Raw genomic sequence first — 20,935 nt, 5'->3', positions numbered from 1 at the left:
TCTTGAAATATCAGAATTCCATCGACGAGCTCTGATCCGTTAGTGTAGGTTCATGGCTGCCTGGTGTTTTGCTCGACCACCTACATTCAATGGAGCCTGCCATGCAGTCTACCACTCGTCGGGGATTTCTTGCAGATGTTGGCCACAGCATGCTCGCCGTCGGCCTGGGGACATCACTTGCGGCTGATCTGGGGTTTTCGACCGCCTTCGCGGAAGAGGGGAACGATTCGATCAGTCTCGGATCTCATCAGTCCCTGGTGGAACTCATGCGGAATACCCCCGCTGAGAAGTTGCAGCCTCTGCTGGCCCAGCTCGTGGCCAAGGGTGAGACTTCACTTAAGGACCTGATTGCGGCGGGGGCATTGGCGAATGCGGTCACGTTTGGCGGATGTGACTATGTGGGATTTCATACGGCCATGGCGATGATCCCAGCTCTGGAAATGACTCGCAAGCTGCCGGTGAAACGGCAACCACTTCCGGTACTCAAGGTGCTCTACCGCAATTCGCAGCAGATTCAGAAAGCAGGAAGTTCCTCCCGCGAGGCGCTCAGGGCATTTCACCTGGCCGAGCATCTGGCAGAACACGCATCCGACGCTGACCTCGGGGTGCAAATCAGGAACGCTTGTCGCGACGTCGACAGCCAATTGGGTGAACGATTGCTGGCAAAGGTCAGCAAGTCTCCCCGCGATGCGTTCAACGCCCTTCAGCCTGCAGTTCAGGATGACATGAACGTGCATCGCTTTGTATTCGCTTATCGTACATACGGGCTGGTCGGGCTGCTGGGTGATGAGCACTCGCAGACACTGCTCAGTCAGTGCGTGCGGCATTGCTGCGACCATGAACGGATGCGTATCGAACATAAACAAGCGGATCCGCCCATTCGAGCGTTATTGCCGAAGCTGCTTGATCAGTACCGCCTGACGGACCGACCGCTGGGACAGCGTGATCCGGGCGACACTGCGGTGCTGGAACTGAGCCATGCGATTTACACGGGACCACGGGATCGGGCGGCCGAGGCGGCGGCTGCGGCGCTGGCCGAGGGAATTTCTCCTGAAGTCGTGGGGGAAGCGATTTCGCTTGCTTCCAATCTCTATGTCTTGAGGCAAGGGAGCGATAAATCCCGCGTTCACGGTGACTCGGCCGGCGTGCACTCTTCAGACGCAACGAACGCCTGGCGGAACATGGCACGACTGGCAGAAACCCGGCACGCAATTTCCGGATTGATCGTGGCGGCCTATCACGCGGGAATTCAGTCAGCGCCGTTCGACACACCCGCTTATCCCCTCGACGAACACTCGGCGTTAATCACCGTCGATAGTCCCGAGCGGCTCCTCGCTGTGACGGAAGACGCCATTCGGAACAACGAGCAGGGACTTGCGACGGCAGCGATTCAGGTCTACGGAAATCGAGGGTTCGAGGTGGATCCGGTGCTGAACCTGATGCTGAAATACGCCGTCAGCGAAGATGGCCGACTGCACGGAGAGAAGTATTTCCAGACCGTCTGCGAAGAGTACAAGACAACTCGCCCGGCCTTCCGCTGGAGGCAGATCGTAGCACTCGCCCGCGTGACCGCCAGTTCGTACGGGTACAACCGGGAAGATAAGCACGGCTTTCGAGCGGCGGGCTACGAAGAGGCCTGTCACCTTCTGGGAGTCGAGGCCTGACCCCGTTCCGATGTGACGTGAGACGCCCGGGAATAAGCGCGTCGTCTTCACTGGCGAGGAAGCTGCGCGCTTGATTTGAAGTACCGTTTCGCTGAACCCCTCGGGTGGACCGAACGCGTCATGCGCCGGGAAACGGACCAGTCAACATTTTTCCTTGTGACAACGATTATTTTGAACGCGAGAGACTGCGAGCTTGCCTTAACCGTTGTGGCGTCGTCGATAGGCCGTTGGTGTTTGTCCCGTCTCCTGACGAAATACCACCGACAGCTGGCGCCCTTCGGTGAATCCGGAAAGCCGGGCTACCTCGGACATGGGAAGTTCGGTCCCTACAAGCAGTGATTTTGCACGTTCGACGTGTCCCCGGCGGATTTCCTGGGAGATCCCGCGTCCGAGGGTTGTGAGGAATCGCCTTTCCAACGACCGTCTTGAGACAGGAATGACTTTGAGGACATTTGCTACGCGAATCGGTTGGTGAACGTGGTCTCGAATATAGCGAATCGCGGCTGCGACGATCTGGTCTTCCATACACAAAATATCTGTCGATTGACGGGCCACGACTTCACGCGGGGGCAGTAGCATTGCCCTGTTCAATGGCTTCCGGCGACTCATCAGCCTGCTGAGCAAGAAGGCTGCTTCATAACCGATTCGCTCAGAGGGAAGAGCCACACTCGACATCGAGGGACGCGTCATCTCGCATAACAAGTCATCGTCGTCGACGCCGAGAATGCCGACGTCCTCGGGAACGCGCAGGCCCGCCGACCGACACGCTTCGGAGACCTTCACCCCTTGAATGTCCTGGCTCGTGAAGACGGCAACCGGCTTCTTCAGTGACCGCAGCCAGGCTGGCAGCTCCGTGTTCCAAGACCAGAGTCCTGTAGGATCAACCTCAGCCAGGTCTTTTTCATAGAATGTGTTGAGGGTACAACCAGCCGCTGCCAAACTCTCGCGAAATCCGGATTCACGACCGACTGAAAAATCGTGATCGGGATAGCCGACGTAACCGAAATGTCGAAAACCTCGATCGAGGAGATGTTCTGCGGCCATCCGACCCACCAGGAGGTGGTCGACCGAGACACGGTAAATGGGTTGCTCTGGAAGCACCCCCGAGACATTAACGACGGGCTTTCGCAGCGCAATCAGCGCTTCAGCAAGCTCGACGCTGTAAACATGAGCGATGAGTCCGTCGAATTTTACTGAGCGCAAGCTCTGTACGGATTGCGAATCGGGAGACAGGGGCGTGAAGATCCAGTCGGATCTCTGCTCGGCGAAATGCTTGATTCCTCGCAAGATATCTCGGTAGTAGGCCAGGCCATAGCCAAATACGAGCCCGATTCGCTGCAAAGCAATGCTCCATCCGACAACGGATTTGTCGCAAAAAGACAAAAGATTTACGCGGAGTGTCATCGTGATAAATCACGCAGAAGAGTTCAATAGGTACTTCAGAAACAGTGATCGCGGTGTTGGACGCATCTCGTACGTCATGACGCGCGGTCAACGGTAGCCATTCACTCGGCCTTAAGGCGAGTAGGTTTGGGAAGGTGCATCGAAGATGTCTGGTGGCTTACATTCATGGATTCACACCGCCCATTTAGTGGCGCTGACGGTGATGTTCGTCGCGACAAATCTGGTGATCGGTCGAGAACTTCCCACGGCCTCGAGCGCGCCGGATACCTCATCGTTTTATCGTGGCGTGAATCTGAACGGCCCGCCCGTCGTCATTGATGGCAATCAATGGGAGGGACACGAGGCAAAATGGCTTCAGTGCAACGATCGCGCTTTCGAGAATCAACTCGTGCCGCTTGATCCTCCGACGGACCCGGAGCGGACAAAAATGATTCGCAGCAGTCGCTGGGGTGGGAACGAAGTGACGATCAATGATATCCCGCCGGGACGATACACCGTCTATTTGTACGTCTGGGAAGATAACGATCCCGAGATCTATCATGTTTCAATCAACGGTGCGGAAGTGCTGTCGCGTCATAACAGCGGCCGAGCGGGGCATTGGGACAAGCTGGGACCCTGGCTCATTAATGTGAAAAATCAGCAGATCAAAATCACCAGCAAAGGTGGAGCAGCAAACTTTTCAGGAATTGAGGTCTGGCAGGGAGAACGAGACAGTTCGACCGAGCCATCGACTGCTGAGGCGGAGTTCTTCGAGAAGCGGATTCGCCCACTTCTTGTAAACCACTGTTACGAATGTCACAGCTCAGAGTCGAACGAAGTTCAGGGGCGCCTCCTTGTCGACTCGCGATCTGCCATGAGGAAAGGAGGGGACCGAGGGCCCGCGATTGTGCCGGGCGACCCTGAACTCAGCCTGCTGATCAAAGCCGTGCGGTATGGGGAGTCTCAATTGCAAATGCCACCAGACCGAAAGCTGGCGGACCATGAGATCGCGGATCTGGAGCATTGGGTGAAAATGGGAGCACCCGATCCACGGACGCGGGCCACGAAAGTTTCCCATAAAACGATTGATCTGAATTCCGCACGGAGCTTCTGGTCCTATCGGCCACTCGTCACGACCGTGGTGCCGACACCGACGAAAAGCACTGCTCGAAACGAGATTGATTCGTTCATCGAGGCAGAACTCGAGAAACGGGAACTCACTCCACTTCCCTTGGCCGACAAACGGACACTGATTCGACGGGCGACGTTCGATTTGACAGGACTTCCGCCGACTCCGGAGGAAATCGATGCGTTTTTGGCAGACTCGTCAGAACACGCATTTGAATCAGTAATCAATCGCTTGCTCGAGTCACCTCACTATGGAGAACGCTGGGGACGACATTGGCTGGATGTCGTGCGGTATTCCGATTCCGCCGGTGACAATTCCGATTTTCCCATTCCTCAGATGTACCTGTATCGGAACTGGGTGATTGACGCTTTCAACCGAGATCTACCCTATGACCAGTTTGTCCGCGAACAACTGGCAGGTGACCTGATGGAGTCGAACAGCTGGGATGAGCGAAACCAGCGCGTGATTGCGACGGGGTACCTCGCCAACGCCCGACGTTTTGGATCGCGCGTTGATGACTATCCGACACATCTGACCATTGAAGACACCATCGATAATCTGGGGCGGACATTCCTGGGCCAATCAATCAACTGTGCTCGCTGTCACGACCATAAGTTCGATCCCATAACGATCGACGATTATTATGGCCTGTATGGCTTTCTCAGTAGCACGCGCTATCCATGGCCAGGAATCGAACTTGATCAGATGCAGCGTGACCTGGTCCCTCTCGTTCCCGCGGAACAGGCCCGCAACGCTTTGATCGCTCATCAGAATCGCGAGAAAGAACTGGAAGCCGAACTGGCACGACTCGAGAGAGAGCTGTCTGAAGCAGACAACGCCAATAGGCCAGCCTTGAAACAGCAGTTGGCCGCGGCGCGTAAGCAAGTTAATCGACACAAGAAAACTCTCCCCGACATCCCGTATGCGTACGCTGTTGCCGAAGGGACTCAAGTCGATGATGTCGCGATCCAGTTCAAGGGGAATCCTGAAACCAGAGGAGAAGTGGTCCGTCGCCGGTTTCCGACTGTTCTTGGTGGACAGGAACTGTCCGTCAATGATTTATCGAGTGGTCGCATGGCACTTGCCGACTGGATTGTGGACTCGGCCAATCCGCTGACATCACGGGTCATCGTGAATCGAATCTGGCTTCATCATTTCGGAAGGGGACTGGTTACAACGCCAAATGAATTCGGGAAGCAGGGAAAACCACCTTCCAATCCTGCACTGCTGGACTGGCTGGCGAGCCGATTCATCGAGTCGGGATGGTCCATCAAGTCGATGCATCGGCTCATTATGCAATCTCGCACCTATCAAACTGAATCGGTTCAGGACCCGGCCACGATACCGGGTGATCCTGCGAATGAGTTCTTATCAGGATTCCACCGCAATCGGCTGGATGCAGAGACGATTCGCGACACATTGCTGTTTGTCGGTGGGAATCTTGATACTCGATCCGGGGGACCGCATCCATTCCCTCCCAGTTCAGAATGGGGTTTCACACAGCACCACCCGTTTAAGGCGATTTACGAGACGAACCAGCGAAGCGTTTACCTGATGACGCAGCGAATTCAGCGACACCCGTATCTTGCGATATTTGACGGACCCGATACGAGCGTCAGTACGCCCCAGCGAGCAACGAGCACCACCCCGCTGCAGTCCTTGTACTTCATGAATAATTCCTTCGTTCATCAGCAGGCAGAACTGGTCGCCGCACGATTGAGAAGCGAACGATCGGACGACAGCTCACGAATCGATCTCGTCTATGTCCGACTACTGGGGCGTCCACCATACCAGGAGGAGCTTTCCGCCGGACTTCACTATTTGAAGGCTGTGAATGTCGTGCTGGCCGAGGCGGGCAAGACGAGCGAGGAATCGCAGGCACAGGCTTGGGTCTCGTATGTCCGCTCCCTGTTTCTCTTGAATGAGTTTGTCTATGTCGATTGAGCGTAATTGTCACAGAAGGCCACGCTGAGAATTTGAGGTTTCCAGATTGAAGATGTAAGACAGCGAAATTCTTATGGGATCAACCGTTGTTACGTGTCGACCGTATGTCCGGAAATGTCGTTTCCGCCCGTCGCCGGATTTCGTTTCTGTCCGAGCGTCGAGACATAAATCTCGCTCGCTTGGATTCATCTCCTGTACTTGAAAAGACTCAATCATGCCCGGATTCACGCATGCTCCGACGCGGCGCGAGGTGCTTCAGTCGCTCGTCGGTGGTTCCCTTCTGTTCCCCGGGATTCTCTCGGAACTGCTGTCCTCCGAAGTCCAGAATCCCGCGCCACTCGCCCCTCGGTCGGCACATACTCCGGCGAAAGCGAAACGGGTCATCTTCCTGTTCTCTACAGGGGGCGTATCCCACATGGATACGTTCGACTACAAACCCAGGCTGTTTCAGGCCGATGGCAAAACGATGGGGGTCGGGGGCGGACTTTCCAATCAGCAGCGTGTTCTGCTGCGTCCCAAGTGGGAGTTCAAGCCCGGGGGGGAATGTGGAACACTGGTCAGCGATCTGTTCCCTTGTCTTCGCGAATGTATGGACGACATTTGCCTGATCAGGTCGATGAAGTCTGATGACAACGAACACTATCAGGCCACGCTGGCCATGCACACAGGCTCGTTTTTCTTTTCTCGACCCAGCATTGGTTCCTGGGTCAGTTATGGGCTGGGAACCGAGAATCAGAATCTTCCCAGCTTCGTTGTCCTGGCTCCGCATCTTCCCTATGCGGGGACGCAGGTCTATGCGAATGACTTTTTGCCTGCCTACCATCAGGGAACTCGGGTCGTTCCGGGCCCCGACCCCATCTCTGATCTCCGGCCCCGCACGAAAGTACCGCATCTACAGGAACTGGAATTGAAGTTGGCCCGCGATCTGAATGACGCTCACTTGCGACGGCATGCCGCTTCATCTGATCTGGCAGCACGGATGCAGTCGTTCGAAACCGCATTCCGCATGCAAACCGAAGCTCCTGATGCCTTTGACTTATCGCAAGAATCTGACTCCACGCTTGAGATGTATGGCCTGACACGTGGACAGACGGATGGTTTTGGTTGGCAATGTCTCATCGCGCGACGGCTGTCGGAACGGGGAGTCCGATTTGTGGAATTAATCGACTCAGGCTCATCGGGCAATTGGGATTCGCATGGTGACATGGCTGAGCATGCACCGCTTGCAAAAAAGATCGATCAGCCCATTGCCGCACTGCTGAAAGATCTCAAGCGTCGCGGCATGCTGGAGGACACACTGGTCGTCTGGACCACTGAGTTTGGTCGGACTCCCGGCGTGGATGGGAAACACGGTCGCGGGCACCACAGTGCCTGTTTCTCGTCCTGGATTGCGGGGGGATCCGTCAGGGGAGGCACCACGTATGGCGAGACTGACGAGTTGGGGGCGACGGTCGCCAGCGACCAGGTTCATGTTCATGACTTTCATGCGACCCTTCTACACCTGCTGGGATTTGATCACACGAAGCTGACCTACCGCCATGCGGGGCGCGACTACCGACTTACGGATGTGCATGGCAAAGTCGTTCAGGGCATTCTGTCGTGAACGGCTGGGACAACTGCAAACCTGACCGGGGCACTCATCGAAGCCGGATTGCTGCGACTCAAATGCCGCGCTGGCGCTGCATTCCTGGTCCGTTGCATCGTGCAGGAGCTACGTCGCACGTATGATCTTTCGGGAGGCCGTACGCTACCCGGCCCTCTCCGTGCGAATACCTCTTACTGCTGTAAGTTCTCTGGCTGAACGTCTCCCTATGCCCAATTCATCGAAAAAGTCGATTCCCTCTCGCCCATCGACGATTGATTCGACGAGTAATCCGCTGACGACGCGAACGGTCGATTTAAACTCAAGCGTGAACTCAATCATCATCCTGGTTCTTCTGGCGGCAGCCGCGACCCGTTTGGCCAGTGCGCTGGGGGATCTGGCGATTGATGAAATCTGGTCGTGGTACTTTGCCAGTCAGGCCATTCACAAGCTGTCCGATGTCTTCGCGCTGCGGCACGACAACAATCACTTGCTCAATACCATTGTCATGTACACCTTGGGGCCAGCGGTCCCGGACATCGTCTATCGTCTTCCGGCAGCCCTGGGTTCGATCGCTTCCGTAATCACCGCGACTTGGATTGCCGGGCGGCGCGGCAACGGAGTCAATTCCCTGTTCACTTCTGTCCTCGTGGGAGCCTCTTATCTGCTGATCCTCTATGGCTCGGAAGCGAGAGGTTATTCGTACGCGGTCGTATTCGGTTACTTGTCGTGGTTCTGTCTGCTGCGAATGGATAAAACGCGGGATTGGCGGGATGCTCTTGGATTTGCACTGTGCGCAAGTCTCGGATTCCTCGGTCATCTCACGTTTCTATACTGCTTCGCCGGATTCGCTGTGTGGGGATTGTGGAAATGGCTTGTGCGACCTTCCTGGCTGATTCCCATTGCATTTGTTCCCCCGACGACCGTGGCTGGACTGCTTTATCTCTATTTCATTCGCGGGATGGCGATTGGGGGAGGGCCCGAGTCGACGTTGATTTCTGCGTTGATCTCAACCCTGTCGCTGGTCTCAGGAGGCCCGATGTATGACGATCTGGCTTTGCTGATGGCAGGCCTGTCGACGGTATGGCTTGCTGCCGGATTCGTCCACCTCTGGCGGACGGACCGGGCCATCGCCTTGAGCCACGTTACCATCATCGTCGCAGCGCCGGCGATCGTGCTGTTTTTCACGGGACACCAACTGATTTATCCTCGGTACTTTCTCATTCCGATTGCGTTCGCGTTGCTCGTCATGGGGGATGTCAGCGCCAGTTGGTGGAAACAAGGAGGCCGATTCGGACAGTTGTGCACAGTCGGAATGGTTGGGCTATTTCTGGTCGGCAACGCGAACTGGACTCGCCTCCTCATTCCTGATGGTCGCGGCGACTATTCAGGAGCGATGCGCTGGATGGCACAACAGACGTCCGAACCTCCGGCCACGGTCAGCAGTGATCATGATTTCCGGAATGGTCTGATCTTCGCCTATTACTCGGAACGCTTGTGGTCGAAGGAACCACCACTGCGGTACCTCGACCAGCGCACCCTGCAGGGACGTCCTACTGACTGGCTTATTCGTCACAATTTTGAAGGGGATCCGACGCTGCCCTCGCAGCTCGTCGATCCGGCCGGGAATGCGTATGAACTGCAGAGGGTGTTTCCGCACCGCAGCCTGACAGGGTGGAACTGGAGGGTCTACCGCAAAAGCAACGCGAACTTGAAGCAAGCTCAATTTCGATGAGTTGCTCCAAGTTCGCGTGGTAAGCCGTCGGCCTCTGATGAGTCGCCCGCATACTCCAATTCGATGCGGACGACTTGGGATGTGTGCTGCTAACCGGGCAGCAGATCAACTCATCAGGTTATGAAGAGCCCCCGTGCTGTCGCCCAGGAATGGAACCTTGACGTCCATCCGTTCGAGCATCGAGAGCCACAGGTTGCTGATGGGGGTCTCGTTCGGATAGCGGATGTGACGTCCGGTCTGGATCGTACCACCACCTTTTCCTGCCAGCAGCACAGGAAGATCGTCATGGTTATGAGCGTTACCGTCAGAGTTGGCACTGCCGTACGCAATCATACAGTGATCCAGCAGCGTCCCATCGCCTTCCGGAATCGATTTCAATTTCTGAAGCAGGTACGAGAACTGTGTGACATGGAACTTGTTGATGTCGCGAATCTTTTCCTTCTTCTTGGCATCGTTCCCGTGGTGTGACAGTTCGTGATGTCCTTCGGGGACCCCGATGAATGGATAGGCCTTGTTGCTCCCTTCGTTGGTCAGCACAAACGAGCAAACACGAGTCAGATCTGTCTGGAAGGCAAGGACCATTAGATCGCACATCAGACGCACGTGTTCCTGGAAGTCGCCGGGAACTCCAGCGGGTACTGGATAGTCCGGCGTTTTGACTTCCGGCAACGACGCCGCGCGTGCGATTCGCTGTTCAATGTCGCGGATTGAGCTGAAGTATTCATCGAGCTTCCGCTGATCGTTGCGGCCAAGTTTTCCGGCCAGTTCTCGAGTGTCGTCGCGGACGTAGTCGAGAATACTTTTACGAAGCTGATCGCGCTTGGCTCGATCAGCACCAGCACCGGAACCGAACAGCCGTTCGAATACCAGCTTGGGATTCACTTCCTTGGGGTTAGGCTGCGTGGCGGAGCGCCAGGACATCGTAGATGAGTAGACGCAGCTGTAGCCCGAGTCGCAGTTACCGGCCATGGCACCTGCTTCGCAGCCGATTTCAAGCGAGGGCAAACGGGTCTGATCACCGATACGTGAAGCGGCAACCTGGTCCACCGAGATACCATTACGGATATCGGTTCCGTCCGTTTTCACGGGATGGGCACCTGTCAGGAAGGAGGCAAGAGCCCGTGCGTGGTCTCCACCGCCGTCGCCATGAGCCCGGGCACCATCGGCCGTCAAACCGGTCAGGACCAGCAGATCATCTTTGACTGGTGCGAGTGGTTCGAGAATTGGTGTGAGATGGAAACTTGATCCTTCCACGGCTGGCGTCCAGTCCGCCATGTTTTTTCCGTTGGGAACGTACACGAACGCCATCCGGTTGGGCGCCGTCTTCGTTACCGAAGCTTCTTCTGCCCAGGACGACAGGGGTCCCATAATCTCCAGCCAGGGCAAGGCAATCGCGGTGCTCATGCCCTTCAAGACGGTTCGTCGCGAAATGGGATCTCGTTTCATCTTCATTTCCAGTCTGTCCCCTCGTTTGGCAGATCGCCCCGCGAGAGTGGGTCACGGATTTGTCATTCGGGCTGCACTTCGAAAGTCTTCGAGAGAAAGTCTTTTCGAAGTCTCGCACGACGAGCGTCGACATCTCAGTCTTGCACCAAAATCAATCTTGCGCCACCGGATCGCTTCCCCGCCGCATCCGGAAGGGATCGCTTTTCACTATCTCAATCACGATTGTTGAGAACCGATTATCTTTCTCCAACGCTTCCTGAATTTTGACAACGGATCTACGGTCATAATATTCCAGTCCGCGTCCCAATCCATAAGTCATCAGCTTTTCTATGAGGTTTCGTCCCACTTTGGCCTGCTGCTCGACAAGAATCGCCTTCAATTCGGCCGGGCCGTTGAAAGATTTGCCGCCTGGCAAAACTCCAGCGGTTTCAATTGGGAATTCCCCGTCTTTTTCTCGGAATCCTCCGATTGCATTATAGTTCTCAAAGGCAAAGCCCAGCGGGTCCATTTTGGCGTGGCAGTTGGCACATGCCGGATTGGCCCGATGCTGCTCCAACCGCTGCCGCAAGGAACCTGACAGTTCGGCATGTTCACCTTCAGGCAGTTCAGGAACGTTCGGCGGTGGAGGAGGAGGGGGGGCCCCGAGAATCTGCTCAAGAATCCACCGTCCCCGTTTCACGGGTGAGGTCCGTGTCGGATTCGACGTCACGGTCAGCACGCTGGCCTGCGTCAGAAGCCCCCCGCGAAGTTTGTCGGGTAGCGTTACACGCACAAACTCGGAGTTGCCTCCGCGGCGACGAGGTTGTCCTTCAGCAGGTGCGGGCATGATCGATTCGAGCCCGTAGTGCCGGGCCAGCGGTCTGTTCAGGAACGTGAAGTCAGCGTCGATGAGATCATTGATGCTGCGGTCTTCGTTAATGATCGCCTGGAAAAACAGTTCCGTTTCTTTCAGCATGGCTGCTTTCAGCTGATCATTGAACGTCGGAAACTGCTTCATATCCGGTGCGACAGTTTTCAGACGCCTCAGTTGCAGCCACTGCATGGCGAAGTTTTCCACCAGAGAATCTGACTTCGGATCCTGAAGCATTCTCCGAACCTGAGGTTCGATATTCGCGGTCAGTTCGCCGCGGCTCGCCAGATCGAAAAGCTCCTGGTCTGGCATCGAACTCCACAGGAAGTATGACATCCGTGATGCAAGCTGGTACTCGTCCAGTGGACGGGGCTCGGGGCTGTCAGGACGGTCATCAAGTTCCAGTCGGAAAAGAAATTTGGGGGAAACGAGCACAGCCATAAACGACCGCTGCATGGCCTCCTCCCAGCTCAATCCTTCGTCCAGTGAGTGGAGCGCCAATGCGACAAGACGATCGACTTCCTCTGTTGTTGCGGGACGTCGGTACGCGCGTGTGGCTAATCGGCTGAGGATCTCACGTGCCTGATCGGCCTTCGGAAGTTCCGGGTTGGTGGCCAGCAATCGCCGGTGAGAAGTTGGCACCATGTCGAGTGGTCCTTCGAACTCGGACCATTCAACGAACAGTGTCCTCTGTCCTTCTTCCGGTTTCTCCGCAGCGGGGTCGGTGAACTCGTTCAAGAAGGCGATTGAGATCTTATGTTCACCCGCAGAGACCTGGATCGGTTTGGCCTCGTAAATGACCTTGTCCTTGTCGACCCCTGTTGCCTTCACTTCGACCGTTTCGAAGGAATTGTCGTCGATCTGGAATGCCGCTTTGACGGGCTCGTCACCGATCTGACGTCCCCAGCCACGGAAACGGAGCTTGTACTCGCCGTCGACGGGCAATTTGTGTGTGATCGACAGCTTGCCATTCATCTCGAGACTTCGGACCCCGACTTCGCGGAACTCTTCTTTCTTCGTGGATTGAAAGAAGGTGGCTGCCGTTCGTCGCTTGGGCGGTTTGGGTGGTTCGCCAACAAGAATCGCTTTTTGAACGATCGACTCGGCCGCAGCCAGATATCGTTCCATCAGTACGGGCGACATGGTCAAGACGTCACCGATATTGTCGAATCCGTGACCGATGTCGTCGGACGGAAAATCCTCAGCAGGGTTGAAATCAATAAAAACCAGATCGCGAACGGTGTGGTTGTACTCCGTCCGATTCAACCGCCGGACGGTCACGCGGCCGGGATCCGGTTTGGCCCGTAAATCGGCTTCATTAAACAGATCCCGTACGACATCGACAAACCGATCAATCTCGGCCTGTTCCGGGCGGGGTTTATCCGACGGGGGCATGGTGCCGTTGACGACCATGTCGATCACGTTTTCCCACACAACACGACGTTTGGTGAGCACGTTCGGATCATTGTCGAACGCAAGGTTCAGATCGGCATTGGGGTCCTTTTCGCCGTGACATTCAACACAGTGCTTCGCCACAAAGGCAACAACACTCTCCTGAAATGAAGTGGCAGGAGGAGGCGTTTCCTGAGCGAGGACGCGTGCCGAATCGTTCCCGGCCACAGCCAGCAGGAATGCCAGTGTGAGGAAGAATGCCGACGGGAGAGGAATGTATTTCATGCTGTTTAATTCGCGGCAATTCAGGAGGGCGTGACAATGCACGAAATCAGGCAGGTTTCACATTAAACGTTGTATCGATAATCTCCTTCGCGTGCCAGCACCGTTTCCTGCGGCTATCCGATTTTTGCGGCATCGAGAAGTCTCTTTTTTCGGGCAATTCATGCGTCGAAACGGCTGTTCACTTTGCAAGCCAGCTGGGTGGACTCGCTTTCAGACGATCGCGGATACGAAGTAATCGTTCCCCAGCCGCTTTCAGTGTTTCATCCTTTTTGGCAAACATGAACCGCACCTGAGTATGACCCCGTTCACTTGGCCGGTAGAAGCTGCTGCCCGGTACCGCCGACACACCGATTTCGCGGATCATCCAGTTCACAAACTCGGTGTCGTTGGTGGCTCCGAACCCCGAGATATCCGTCATCACGTAGTAGGCCCCTTCGACGTCATTGAACTGGAATCCCGCTTCTCGCAGATAGGGGAGAAACAGGTCCTTCCGTTGACGGTAGCCGTCTTTCAAATACTCGTAGTAGGAGTCCGGCAGGGCCATCGCCGCTGCACCGGCCATCTGCAGTGGATGGGGCGCTCCCACCGTCAGGAAGTCGTGCGCTTTACGAATTCCATTGGTCAGTTCAGCCGGGGCGATGCAGTACCCCAGCCTCCAGCCGGTGATGCTGAAAGTCTTCGACAGCCCGCTGATGGTCACAGTTCGGTCCTGCATCCCGGGCAAGGTCGCAATGCTCAGATGAGGCTTGTCGGAGTAGTTAATGTACTCATAAATTTCATCCGCCAGGGCGTATGCATCATGCTCAATGCACAAAGACGCAATCAGATCGAGCTCAGCACGTGAGAAAACGTGTCCGGTTGGATTGTTGGGCGTGTTCACGATGATGGCCCGTGTCTTTGGTCCAAACGCTTTGCGCAACTCGTCCGCATCGAAGCTCCAGTCGGGTGGATTGAGGTGGACCCAGACCGGTTTGGCCCCGGTCAGCAGCGCATCCGGACCGTAGTTTTCATAGAACGGCTGAAAGATGATGACTTCGTCGCCGGGATCGACCAGTGCCATCATCGTTGCCATCATACATTCGGTGGCACCGCAGCAAACGGTGATGTTGGTATCCGGATCGCAATCGATTCCATTGAATCGCCGGGCCTTTTCCGCGATGGCACGTCGCAATGGCGGCGCACCCCAAGTGATGGCGTATTGGTTGTAGCCGTCGTGGATCGCGCGGCAGGCTGCCTCTTTGACTTCCGCTGGAGCGTCGAAGTCGGGCATTCCCTGACCGAGGTTAATTGCATCGTATATTGCTGCCAGTCGCGTCATCTCACGAATGACAGACTCACTGAAGTATTGAACCCGTTGTGCCAGACCCACGCTTTGTCCTAATTCGACGAAAGAAAGAGACGATCCACTCGCCAGGATCCCGGCGCAGCCGGTAAGCGGAGTTCGCAGATTACCGTTCAGGCAACTCCGTGTCCGCGTCGTTGCTCTTGTGCTTCGACGCCCGCAATTCTGAATCCTGACCATCGAAATGGTGGTCGATTGCAGTCAAATTGTCGAGCGGTACGACCGTATCAAGCCGGCCGGAGCAACACGCCGCGAGTCGTGACATGACTCGGCGGTGAGGACAGTAAAGATAGATGACCGCGCGGCGCTGATATTGGCATCAGCGCCTCGCGGTCGAAGTCCTTACCCGACGATGCCAATGTTGATGTAGGCATGGACGTGGGGGGCTCCGCGGAAGTGCCAGACCAGTGACGGCCCTTCGACGCGCCAGATGTCCCAGACTCGATCGTTCAACAGATCACCTTCCTGGTAGAAGGCGAAGTGGAGTTGTTCCATTCCCCCCGTCGCTTTCAGGATGGCGAAGACTTCATCAACGTCTTCCTGACGGTAAGGAGCCAGCAGGACTTTCAGCGTCTTCTCGACTAGCTCTTGCTGGTCCCTGGTAAGAGCTGTATAGGCGATCCCGGGGTAGGTCTTGCCCGGTCCTTGAAGAGCGACAGCCGCTTCGCTGGGAGCCTTCGTAATGATGGCTGCTTCGGCCTGTTTTGGGTCGAGCGCTTTGAAGACTTCGTTGACCTGCTTGGTCTGATAGAGGAACAGGTTCTGATCAGGATCTTCTTCGCCGTGGCCGTAAATAATCGGGCCGCCAAACGCGACCTTATCGACGCTGTCGCCGTCTGCTCGCAGAGTCAGGTGACGACCAGTCAGTTCAAACTGGAATGGTCCCGATTCAGGATTTCCGAATAGGGCGATGCTGTATCCACCAAACCCGCCATCGTCATATTCCGTCTGTTTTTCCAGACGCTCGAATCCATCGGGACTGGTCACGTTGCGGACAATTTCCGTGACGAGCTTCCGCTGAGCGTCGGTATAGAAATCGTCACGGATAATCGGCTTGGTGATGTGCCAGTTCGCACTGATGCGCTTGCGCAGTTCGTGCTCGAAGGGAAAGACCAGAACTTCCTTTTGAGCTTTCGACAAGGATTGATAGAGCTGCGCCACGCAGGTCTCTGCAGCGCTTTTAGGAGTCGGTGCGGCCCAACTGAATTTGGGAGACAGTCCGGCAGCAGCCGCGGCCCCCGTGACGACGGCACCGCCAACCGATTGGAGAAAGGTCCGTCGACCAACGATCAATTCTTCACCCGCAGATGAGGATTCAGCAGACGAAGGTTCGGGTTTAAGCATGAGATGTCTCCCTGTATGCCAGCGTAAAAATCACGCGCGAGTTCCTGGAACGCTTCAAGCATCGATTGCCCGAGTCACCAGCAAGCAACCAGCTTAACCAAGCTTTGCATCATCGCCTATTAATCTTAACCTCACATGAAACAGAGCGGAACACTTCAAAAATCCCCGATATTTCTCCCCAGGAAACCAGTCCCCAGCAGGGCACAACCGCAGAATCAGCGGTGTATGCCGAGTGCTTCTCGTGGGATTTCTCAGTGGATCGCGCTTGCAGGCTAAGGCGTTCCTCGTGATACTTCGCTCGCACCGTGCCAGAACGAAACAACTGATCGCGATGAGGGGATCGCATCCGATTGTGACACCACGTTGAATCGACGACCCGGCAGACGAAAGTACTTTTCACAAAACAGCTTGGGGCTGTAGCTCAACGGTCAGAGCAGAGGACTCATAAGGAAATCTCAAAATTTCCTGAATTGCCTGAAATACCGCAATTTGTAGCGTTTCGGTGATTTTTAGAGAACTTGAAAAACCCCTGAAAACCCCCGGTTTCCGGTCGTTTCGGTGGTCGCGACCACCGGGCCTTTTCAGGGGATCATCGCTCCTCTGCTCTAACGAAAAAGCCCCATCCACCACATGGCAGACGAGGCTTGAACCATCAGGGTTAACTACTCGTTCAACTTGTCCAGAACCCATTCCGCCCCATCGGGGTCGGCTTCCCGCAGTTCCTCCAGGGCTTGAACGATCAGCTTCAGAACCCGATGGCGTTCAACCTGCTCTGCCAAGCTAGCTTCGACTTCTTCGATTGTCATGCTTCAAGCCCTTTCTGGTTGTCGGCCAGTGCGGCCACTTTGACGGTTTCGACGCAGGTGAGACACGAAAGCCGGTCGATCACCAATACGGATTCATTCCGGTGGGTGGACAATCCTGTCTGACAGTGCGAACAGCGGGGGTCCCACCGGATGAGATCCTTCCAGAACATTTCACGCTCAGCCTCGGCTTTCGAGTTGGCGGCATGCTGTCGTTCCTGTTCCGCTTCGGCTTTTCGCTTGGCGAGTTCCTTTTCACCCAGCATTGAACCCTCTCCTATTGTTGCCTGCTCCAATCGCTTCCAGCCACCTTGGCGAACGGCGCTCACGCACTTTGGGCAGTACAACTTATTCCGGCAGCAGCACGCCGAATTCGGCAGCTGGGACTTCTCCACAAGCCGGATTCCGCACGTCGTGCAATGTGGATTTTCGAACATCAATTGGTTCTTCGCGATCAGTTTGAGTTGTCGTCGGGTGAACTGCCTGGGCTCGTGGTTTCTCATCTGGATTCCGTTCGGTTGGTTGATCGTCGGATCATGCCGCCAGTAAATGACGGTGGGAAAATGGTTGTTGCGGTGACGCGCTGAGTTTTCTGCCGTCGCTGCCATTGGGCTTCGATCGCGGCTGATGTCCTGGGATTGGTGACTGTCTTCGAACCGCTTCCGCTTCTGCTCACGCTTCACCTGCCTTCGTGTTGTCGGCTTCCGCCTTGATGGTTTCACGAACGGCTCGACGGCAGGTTCTGCACGCCAGACGGTCAACGATTAGGTGGGCTTGGTTCTCGGTGATCGCCGTTTCGAGCCACTTACCGCATCGGCAGCAGGCGGGGTTCTCTGCCATCAGCCGGGCTTTCAACTGATCCTGCTGCTTTTCGTAGCGGAAGCGATTGACCTGGGCTTGGCCCTTTGTTGTCAGCTCGGGTCGAATGCTGGCGATATCGAGCCCGTTCCGCCTCCTAATCTTTCCGATGCAGTTCTGGCAACTGAGTGTGTCACCAACCAGATGGGCGGAATCGTCCCGAAGCGAAACGTCCGTCAGGTGAAGCCCGCAACCCTTACAGGTGGGATTGGCTTCCAGAAGTTCCCGCTTCCGTCTGGCTCGCGGGGTCTCCGGCGTGTGCTGCTTGGCGGGGGCGGGCGTGAAGGAAACGAAGACAGGACGGGTTATCAGCATGGAGCCACCATCCCTTCTGTCGTCAGTGGACGAACAGAAACCGTCCACGACCTGGGAACGTGTGCGACTCTGTGTCGCTCCTCGTTCTCGGACTTCATCAGGAATTCTGCCCCTTCGAGTGTGTAGCCAACGCGGACGCATGGCGGAAATGCTGTCGGGTCGCTCGGTCGGTCTTCATCAGGGATGCCGGTCAGAATCAGGATATGACCGTTCGTCATGACCACTGCCCATCGGCCCCGCGTCTTGGCTTGCTGGGATCGATTGAAGGTGATCGCGAATTCGATCGCGATTGCTTCCTCCATATCGTCGGTGAGCGACGGCGGGAAGGACGTTCGCTTCTTTGGTTGCCAGTTCAATACGTCGAGCGTCACGAGCCCGAAAGCGTTCGTCTTGGCGTACTCTCGCCAGATCTCCTTTTGCTCTGCTTCGCGGGTGTTGAAGACCTTCGTTCCTGGGGCGGACTGAATCACGTAGCCTGTCATTTGAGACTCCTTTTTGGCTGGTTTGTGCGTTCGTGCGTGCGGAATTGGTGGTTGAATCACTTCAGCTTTGATGACTTGCCGGTGAAGTTGCCGACCATTTCACCCCGTTCCCGTCGCATTCGTTCCTCATCCGACCATTCACCCTGAATAGCGAGACAATGGGCCGCGATCTCGTCAGGCGTAGGGATGAAGCTTAACTGGCGTGATTCGCGAGCCGGGGGAAGGGGCTTGGGGCTGCATGTGGACGTACCGGTAGCGCAGAGCATGGGCGAAAACTCCATTTGGTTGTGGGCGCACCGGGAGCCCGGAAGGGCGTTCAGGGCTGGTGCGAAGATTCGACGTTGACCACTTGGCAGCGTGACGGCTTGCCGGGTCATGGAAAAGAAAAACCCTGCTGGGAATCGCTCGTTACCACACGAAGCTTGCCCCAGCAGGGTTGAAACTGACTCAGGATATTTAGGACGTTCGCTTCGTGTGGTAGGGGAAAGAGTACAACCGGCAGAATCGGCTGTCAATCAGTAATTTATAAAACTGACAAAATTACTTCCGGAGTAGTTTCCACCCGAAATGGACTTGGTTTTAATCCGTGGATGGCGCGCAATCAAAAAACTCCAGAACAGATCGAAAGTATCGCTCAACGGCTCATTGTTGCGTCAGAAACCCTAAAAATGATCGCAGATTCGATGCGAGAAGGTGGTATGCCAGACGCATTGATACATTCGACCATGCCGGAAAACACCCATATCCCAGCCATTGAAGACTGGGCAGATAAGTTAAAAATTGACGTCCGATCGCAAATTCGATCATACGTGGCCGGAGTGCAGTCAAAGGCAGAGCTTAACAAACAAAAAACTGTGACTCAGAACCAAGCGGCCGCCAGGAAAACGAAGAAGAAGCCGTCCACGCCGAAGACCGCGAAGAAAGTGGTGGGGAATCGAATTGGCGAAGAGAAGGAATGAGATTCACTGGTTATCCCAAAGAGCTGTTTATTGGGCCTTCAGCGCAGGGCTCGTTCTCGGCTGCGTGTTGGCCACCGGAGTCATTGCATCTGGCGTGTTGGAACCACGGCGAACACACCTTCAAGGAGAAGCGACTGATCTTGGTTGGGGACGGTTTCCCGAAAAGCCGCAACTGGAGTTTATTGCTCCTCAGGAGGCATCGCTTCTGCGGTCTTTCGTCTACATAGACCCAAGGGAAAAGGTGTGGGTAGCAAAGAAAGGTGATACCACAAACGGAGCTTCAATCCCCCGAGCTCTCTGGAGTATCGTCGGTGGACCATTCGAGGGGAACTATCTCAACGCTTCGATTGTCCATGATGCTGCTTGCGTCGAGAAATCCGAATCATCATCGGATGTCCATCGAATGTTTTATGAAGCTTGCCTGTGCTCTGGCGTAGAGGAGAAAAGGGCAAGGCTCCTCTACGCTGCTGTATTGTACAGGGGCCCACGCTGGTACTTCATCACAACAGCATCTAGTGATTCATCAACGATCGTACGTGACGTTGCTACGGCTATCATGACAACTCAGGAGGCTTCGCGACTTGAGAGTGCAATCGGGGACGGTGAATTAACCCTCCAAGAGATTGAATCCGGTGAGGGAATGGTGATCAGGTCCATCCTAGGCGATATTCCTAGTGGACGGCGTATTTCGCCAGCCGCCAAAGCACAACCCAACGCAACACCAGCAAACTCACCTGCTCCTCCAACTGAGGCGCCGAAGCGGGCTCAGTGACCTGTCATGCTAATATCTCGCACAATTCAGTTGAGGTCACTCACTGCCCGGACGGCATACGGATTATCCCTCCCGCTAGCCTTGGCGTCGCGGGGCCCGTAACCGCTCGTCAGAATCTTTAACAGCTTAGGCTGGGCTTTGAAGTATTTGCCATCGACCTTTTTAGGCTCGATCGCGGTTTTCGGCTTACTATCTGCTATCCCGCGAGGGAATGGCACGGAATTTCAGGTAGAGCGGGTTGGCCAATAGAGACGAAAGCAGTTCGTCACCATGCATCAAAACTCAGGCAAGGATTCGCAGATGCCGCCGAAAACTTTTAGCCAGGTCGAACTGTCTGAACGACTCCGTCCGATCGTCGAAAGCTTTGTTTCGCTGTTGGCGGAGCAATTAAGCGTCCATGCCCGGAGTGAGAACAAGCCAGCGAAGCTTTCCACCAGTGAGGCAGCCAGCTTCATTGGGATCACCTTCGGCACTCTATCCGGGTGGCGATCACAGGGACGCGAGAACCAGCCACGGTACTACAAGACCGGAAGTCGTGTGTGGTACAAGAAGGCCGATCTGGAAAAGTGGATTGAAGCGAACGCCCACGAGTGATGACGCACCCCTCACTGACTCCGCTCCCAATCCTCACGCGGGCAAGGCTCCTCACC

At 55.6% G+C, this 20,935-nt stretch carries 17 protein-coding genes; 7 read left to right on the top strand and 10 right to left on the bottom strand.

Features of this window, described 5'->3' with window-relative positions:
* Positions 1 to 101: 101 nt before the first annotated feature.
* A complete protein-coding gene (locus ACGY09_RS01775) occupies positions 102 to 1,664 on the top strand; it encodes a hypothetical protein (protein WP_397570235.1) in 1,563 nt (520 codons plus the stop codon).
* A gap of 198 nt (positions 1,665 to 1,862) precedes the next feature.
* Here the strand turns inward: ACGY09_RS01775 and ACGY09_RS01770 are convergent, their stop codons facing one another.
* Positions 1,863 to 3,005 (bottom strand): substrate-binding domain-containing protein, encoded by a 1,143-nt coding sequence (locus ACGY09_RS01770; RefSeq protein ID WP_373651804.1) that lies wholly within the window; start codon positions 3,003 to 3,005, stop codon positions 1,863 to 1,865.
* A gap of 208 nt (positions 3,006 to 3,213) precedes the next feature.
* Between ACGY09_RS01770 and ACGY09_RS01765 the strand changes: the two genes are divergently transcribed.
* From ACGY09_RS01765 to ACGY09_RS01755, 3 genes are all read left to right on the top strand, one after another.
* Positions 3,214 to 6,120, top strand: coding sequence for a DUF1553 domain-containing protein (locus tag ACGY09_RS01765; RefSeq protein WP_397570234.1), 2,907 nt, complete (start codon positions 3,214 to 3,216; stop codon positions 6,118 to 6,120).
* A gap of 214 nt (positions 6,121 to 6,334) precedes the next feature.
* A complete protein-coding gene (locus ACGY09_RS01760) occupies positions 6,335 to 7,723 on the top strand; it encodes a DUF1501 domain-containing protein (RefSeq protein WP_397570233.1) in 1,389 nt (462 codons plus the stop codon).
* Positions 7,724 to 7,931: 208 nt separating this feature from the next.
* Positions 7,932 to 9,437, top strand: a complete 1,506-nt coding sequence (locus ACGY09_RS01755) for a hypothetical protein (RefSeq protein WP_397570232.1) — start codon at positions 7,932 to 7,934, stop codon at positions 9,435 to 9,437.
* Positions 9,438 to 9,542: 105 nt separating this feature from the next.
* On the opposite strand, the gene ACGY09_RS01750 is transcribed toward ACGY09_RS01755, so the two are convergent.
* From ACGY09_RS01750 to ACGY09_RS01710, 9 genes are all read right to left on the bottom strand, one after another.
* Complete coding sequence (locus ACGY09_RS01750; protein WP_397570231.1) at positions 9,543 to 10,883, bottom strand: DUF1552 domain-containing protein; 1,341 nt, start codon at positions 10,881 to 10,883, stop codon at positions 9,543 to 9,545.
* A 151-nt stretch (positions 10,884 to 11,034) separates the two neighbouring features.
* On the bottom strand, positions 11,035 to 13,410 hold the full coding sequence (locus ACGY09_RS01745; protein WP_397570230.1) for a DUF1592 domain-containing protein: 2,376 nt from the start codon (positions 13,408 to 13,410) through the stop codon (positions 11,035 to 11,037).
* 178 nt (positions 13,411 to 13,588) lie between these two features.
* Positions 13,589 to 14,779 carry a pyridoxal phosphate-dependent aminotransferase gene (locus tag ACGY09_RS01740; RefSeq protein WP_397570229.1) on the bottom strand — a complete coding sequence of 397 codons (1,191 nt, stop codon included), beginning with the start codon at positions 14,777 to 14,779 and terminating at the stop codon, positions 13,589 to 13,591.
* Between the two features lie 315 nt (positions 14,780 to 15,094).
* Positions 15,095 to 16,096 carry a DUF3500 domain-containing protein gene (locus tag ACGY09_RS01735; RefSeq protein WP_397570228.1) on the bottom strand — a complete coding sequence of 334 codons (1,002 nt, stop codon included), beginning with the start codon at positions 16,094 to 16,096 and terminating at the stop codon, positions 15,095 to 15,097.
* 662 nt (positions 16,097 to 16,758) lie between these two features.
* The gene (locus ACGY09_RS01730; protein WP_397570227.1) at positions 16,759 to 16,902 is read right to left on the bottom strand and encodes a hypothetical protein; all 144 of its coding nucleotides are present in this window, start codon (positions 16,900 to 16,902) and stop codon (positions 16,759 to 16,761) included.
* Positions 16,899 to 17,165, bottom strand: coding sequence for a hypothetical protein (locus ACGY09_RS01725; protein WP_397570226.1), 267 nt, complete (start codon positions 17,163 to 17,165; stop codon positions 16,899 to 16,901). Before ACGY09_RS01725 ends, ACGY09_RS01730 begins: the two co-directional genes overlap by 4 nt.
* A 406-nt stretch (positions 17,166 to 17,571) precedes the next feature.
* On the bottom strand, positions 17,572 to 18,072 hold the full coding sequence (locus ACGY09_RS01720; protein ID WP_397570225.1) for a hypothetical protein: 501 nt from the start codon (positions 18,070 to 18,072) through the stop codon (positions 17,572 to 17,574).
* Positions 18,066 to 18,554, bottom strand: a complete 489-nt coding sequence (locus tag ACGY09_RS01715; protein ID WP_397570224.1) for a hypothetical protein — start codon at positions 18,552 to 18,554, stop codon at positions 18,066 to 18,068. Before ACGY09_RS01715 ends, ACGY09_RS01720 begins: the two co-directional genes overlap by 7 nt.
* Positions 18,555 to 18,610: 56 nt before the next feature.
* On the bottom strand, positions 18,611 to 18,820 hold the full coding sequence (locus tag ACGY09_RS01710) for a hypothetical protein (RefSeq protein WP_397570223.1): 210 nt from the start codon (positions 18,818 to 18,820) through the stop codon (positions 18,611 to 18,613).
* Between the two features lie 324 nt (positions 18,821 to 19,144).
* Here ACGY09_RS01710 and ACGY09_RS01705 point away from each other — a divergent pair, with 324 nt between their 5' ends.
* The 3 genes from ACGY09_RS01705 to ACGY09_RS01695 all read left to right on the top strand — a co-directional run bounded on the left by ACGY09_RS01705 (position 19,145) and on the right by ACGY09_RS01695 (position 20,879).
* Positions 19,145 to 19,513: a hypothetical protein gene (locus tag ACGY09_RS01705; protein ID WP_397570222.1), complete on the top strand. Its 369-nt coding sequence runs from the start codon at positions 19,145 to 19,147 to the stop codon at positions 19,511 to 19,513.
* A gap of 64 nt (positions 19,514 to 19,577) precedes the next feature.
* Complete coding sequence (locus tag ACGY09_RS01700) at positions 19,578 to 20,285, top strand: DUF1353 domain-containing protein (RefSeq protein WP_397571839.1); 708 nt, start codon at positions 19,578 to 19,580, stop codon at positions 20,283 to 20,285.
* A gap of 300 nt (positions 20,286 to 20,585) precedes the next feature.
* Positions 20,586 to 20,879: a hypothetical protein gene (locus ACGY09_RS01695; RefSeq protein ID WP_397570221.1), complete on the top strand. Its 294-nt coding sequence runs from the start codon at positions 20,586 to 20,588 to the stop codon at positions 20,877 to 20,879.
* Positions 20,880 to 20,935 lie beyond the last annotated feature (56 nt).

It is taken from the genome of Schlesneria sphaerica, from assembly GCF_044336245.1.
GTDB classification, from domain to species: Bacteria; Planctomycetota; Planctomycetia; order Planctomycetales; family Planctomycetaceae; genus Schlesneria; species Schlesneria sphaerica.
This window is presented reverse-complemented; position numbering and strand designations above follow the sequence as displayed.

Excerpts from the sequence above, each read along its gene's own strand:
- ACGY09_RS01735 (WP_397570228.1), bottom strand. The coding sequence starts at position 16,096 with ATGCTTAAACCCGAACCTTCGTCTGCTGAATCCTCATCTGCGGGTGAA.
- ACGY09_RS01730 (WP_397570227.1), bottom strand. The coding sequence starts at position 16,902 with ATGACAATCGAAGAAGTCGAAGCTAGCTTGGCAGAGCAGGTTGAACGC.
- ACGY09_RS01695 (WP_397570221.1), top strand. The coding sequence starts at position 20,586 with ATGCCGCCGAAAACTTTTAGCCAGGTCGAACTGTCTGAACGACTCCGT.
- ACGY09_RS01765 (WP_397570234.1), top strand. The coding sequence starts at position 3,214 with ATGTCTGGTGGCTTACATTCATGGATTCACACCGCCCATTTAGTGGCG.
- ACGY09_RS01705 (WP_397570222.1), top strand. The coding sequence starts at position 19,145 with ATGGCGCGCAATCAAAAAACTCCAGAACAGATCGAAAGTATCGCTCAA.
- ACGY09_RS01755 (WP_397570232.1), top strand. The coding sequence starts at position 7,932 with ATGCCCAATTCATCGAAAAAGTCGATTCCCTCTCGCCCATCGACGATT.
- ACGY09_RS01720 (WP_397570225.1), bottom strand. The coding sequence starts at position 18,072 with ATGCTGATAACCCGTCCTGTCTTCGTTTCCTTCACGCCCGCCCCCGCC.
- ACGY09_RS01745 (WP_397570230.1), bottom strand. The coding sequence starts at position 13,410 with ATGAAATACATTCCTCTCCCGTCGGCATTCTTCCTCACACTGGCATTC.
- ACGY09_RS01710 (WP_397570223.1), bottom strand. The coding sequence starts at position 18,820 with ATGCTCTGCGCTACCGGTACGTCCACATGCAGCCCCAAGCCCCTTCCC.
- ACGY09_RS01715 (WP_397570224.1), bottom strand. The coding sequence starts at position 18,554 with ATGACAGGCTACGTGATTCAGTCCGCCCCAGGAACGAAGGTCTTCAAC.
- ACGY09_RS01725 (WP_397570226.1), bottom strand. The coding sequence starts at position 17,165 with ATGCTGGGTGAAAAGGAACTCGCCAAGCGAAAAGCCGAAGCGGAACAG.
- ACGY09_RS01760 (WP_397570233.1), top strand. The coding sequence starts at position 6,335 with ATGCCCGGATTCACGCATGCTCCGACGCGGCGCGAGGTGCTTCAGTCG.
- ACGY09_RS01775 (WP_397570235.1), top strand. The coding sequence starts at position 102 with ATGCAGTCTACCACTCGTCGGGGATTTCTTGCAGATGTTGGCCACAGC.
- ACGY09_RS01750 (WP_397570231.1), bottom strand. The coding sequence starts at position 10,883 with ATGAAACGAGATCCCATTTCGCGACGAACCGTCTTGAAGGGCATGAGC.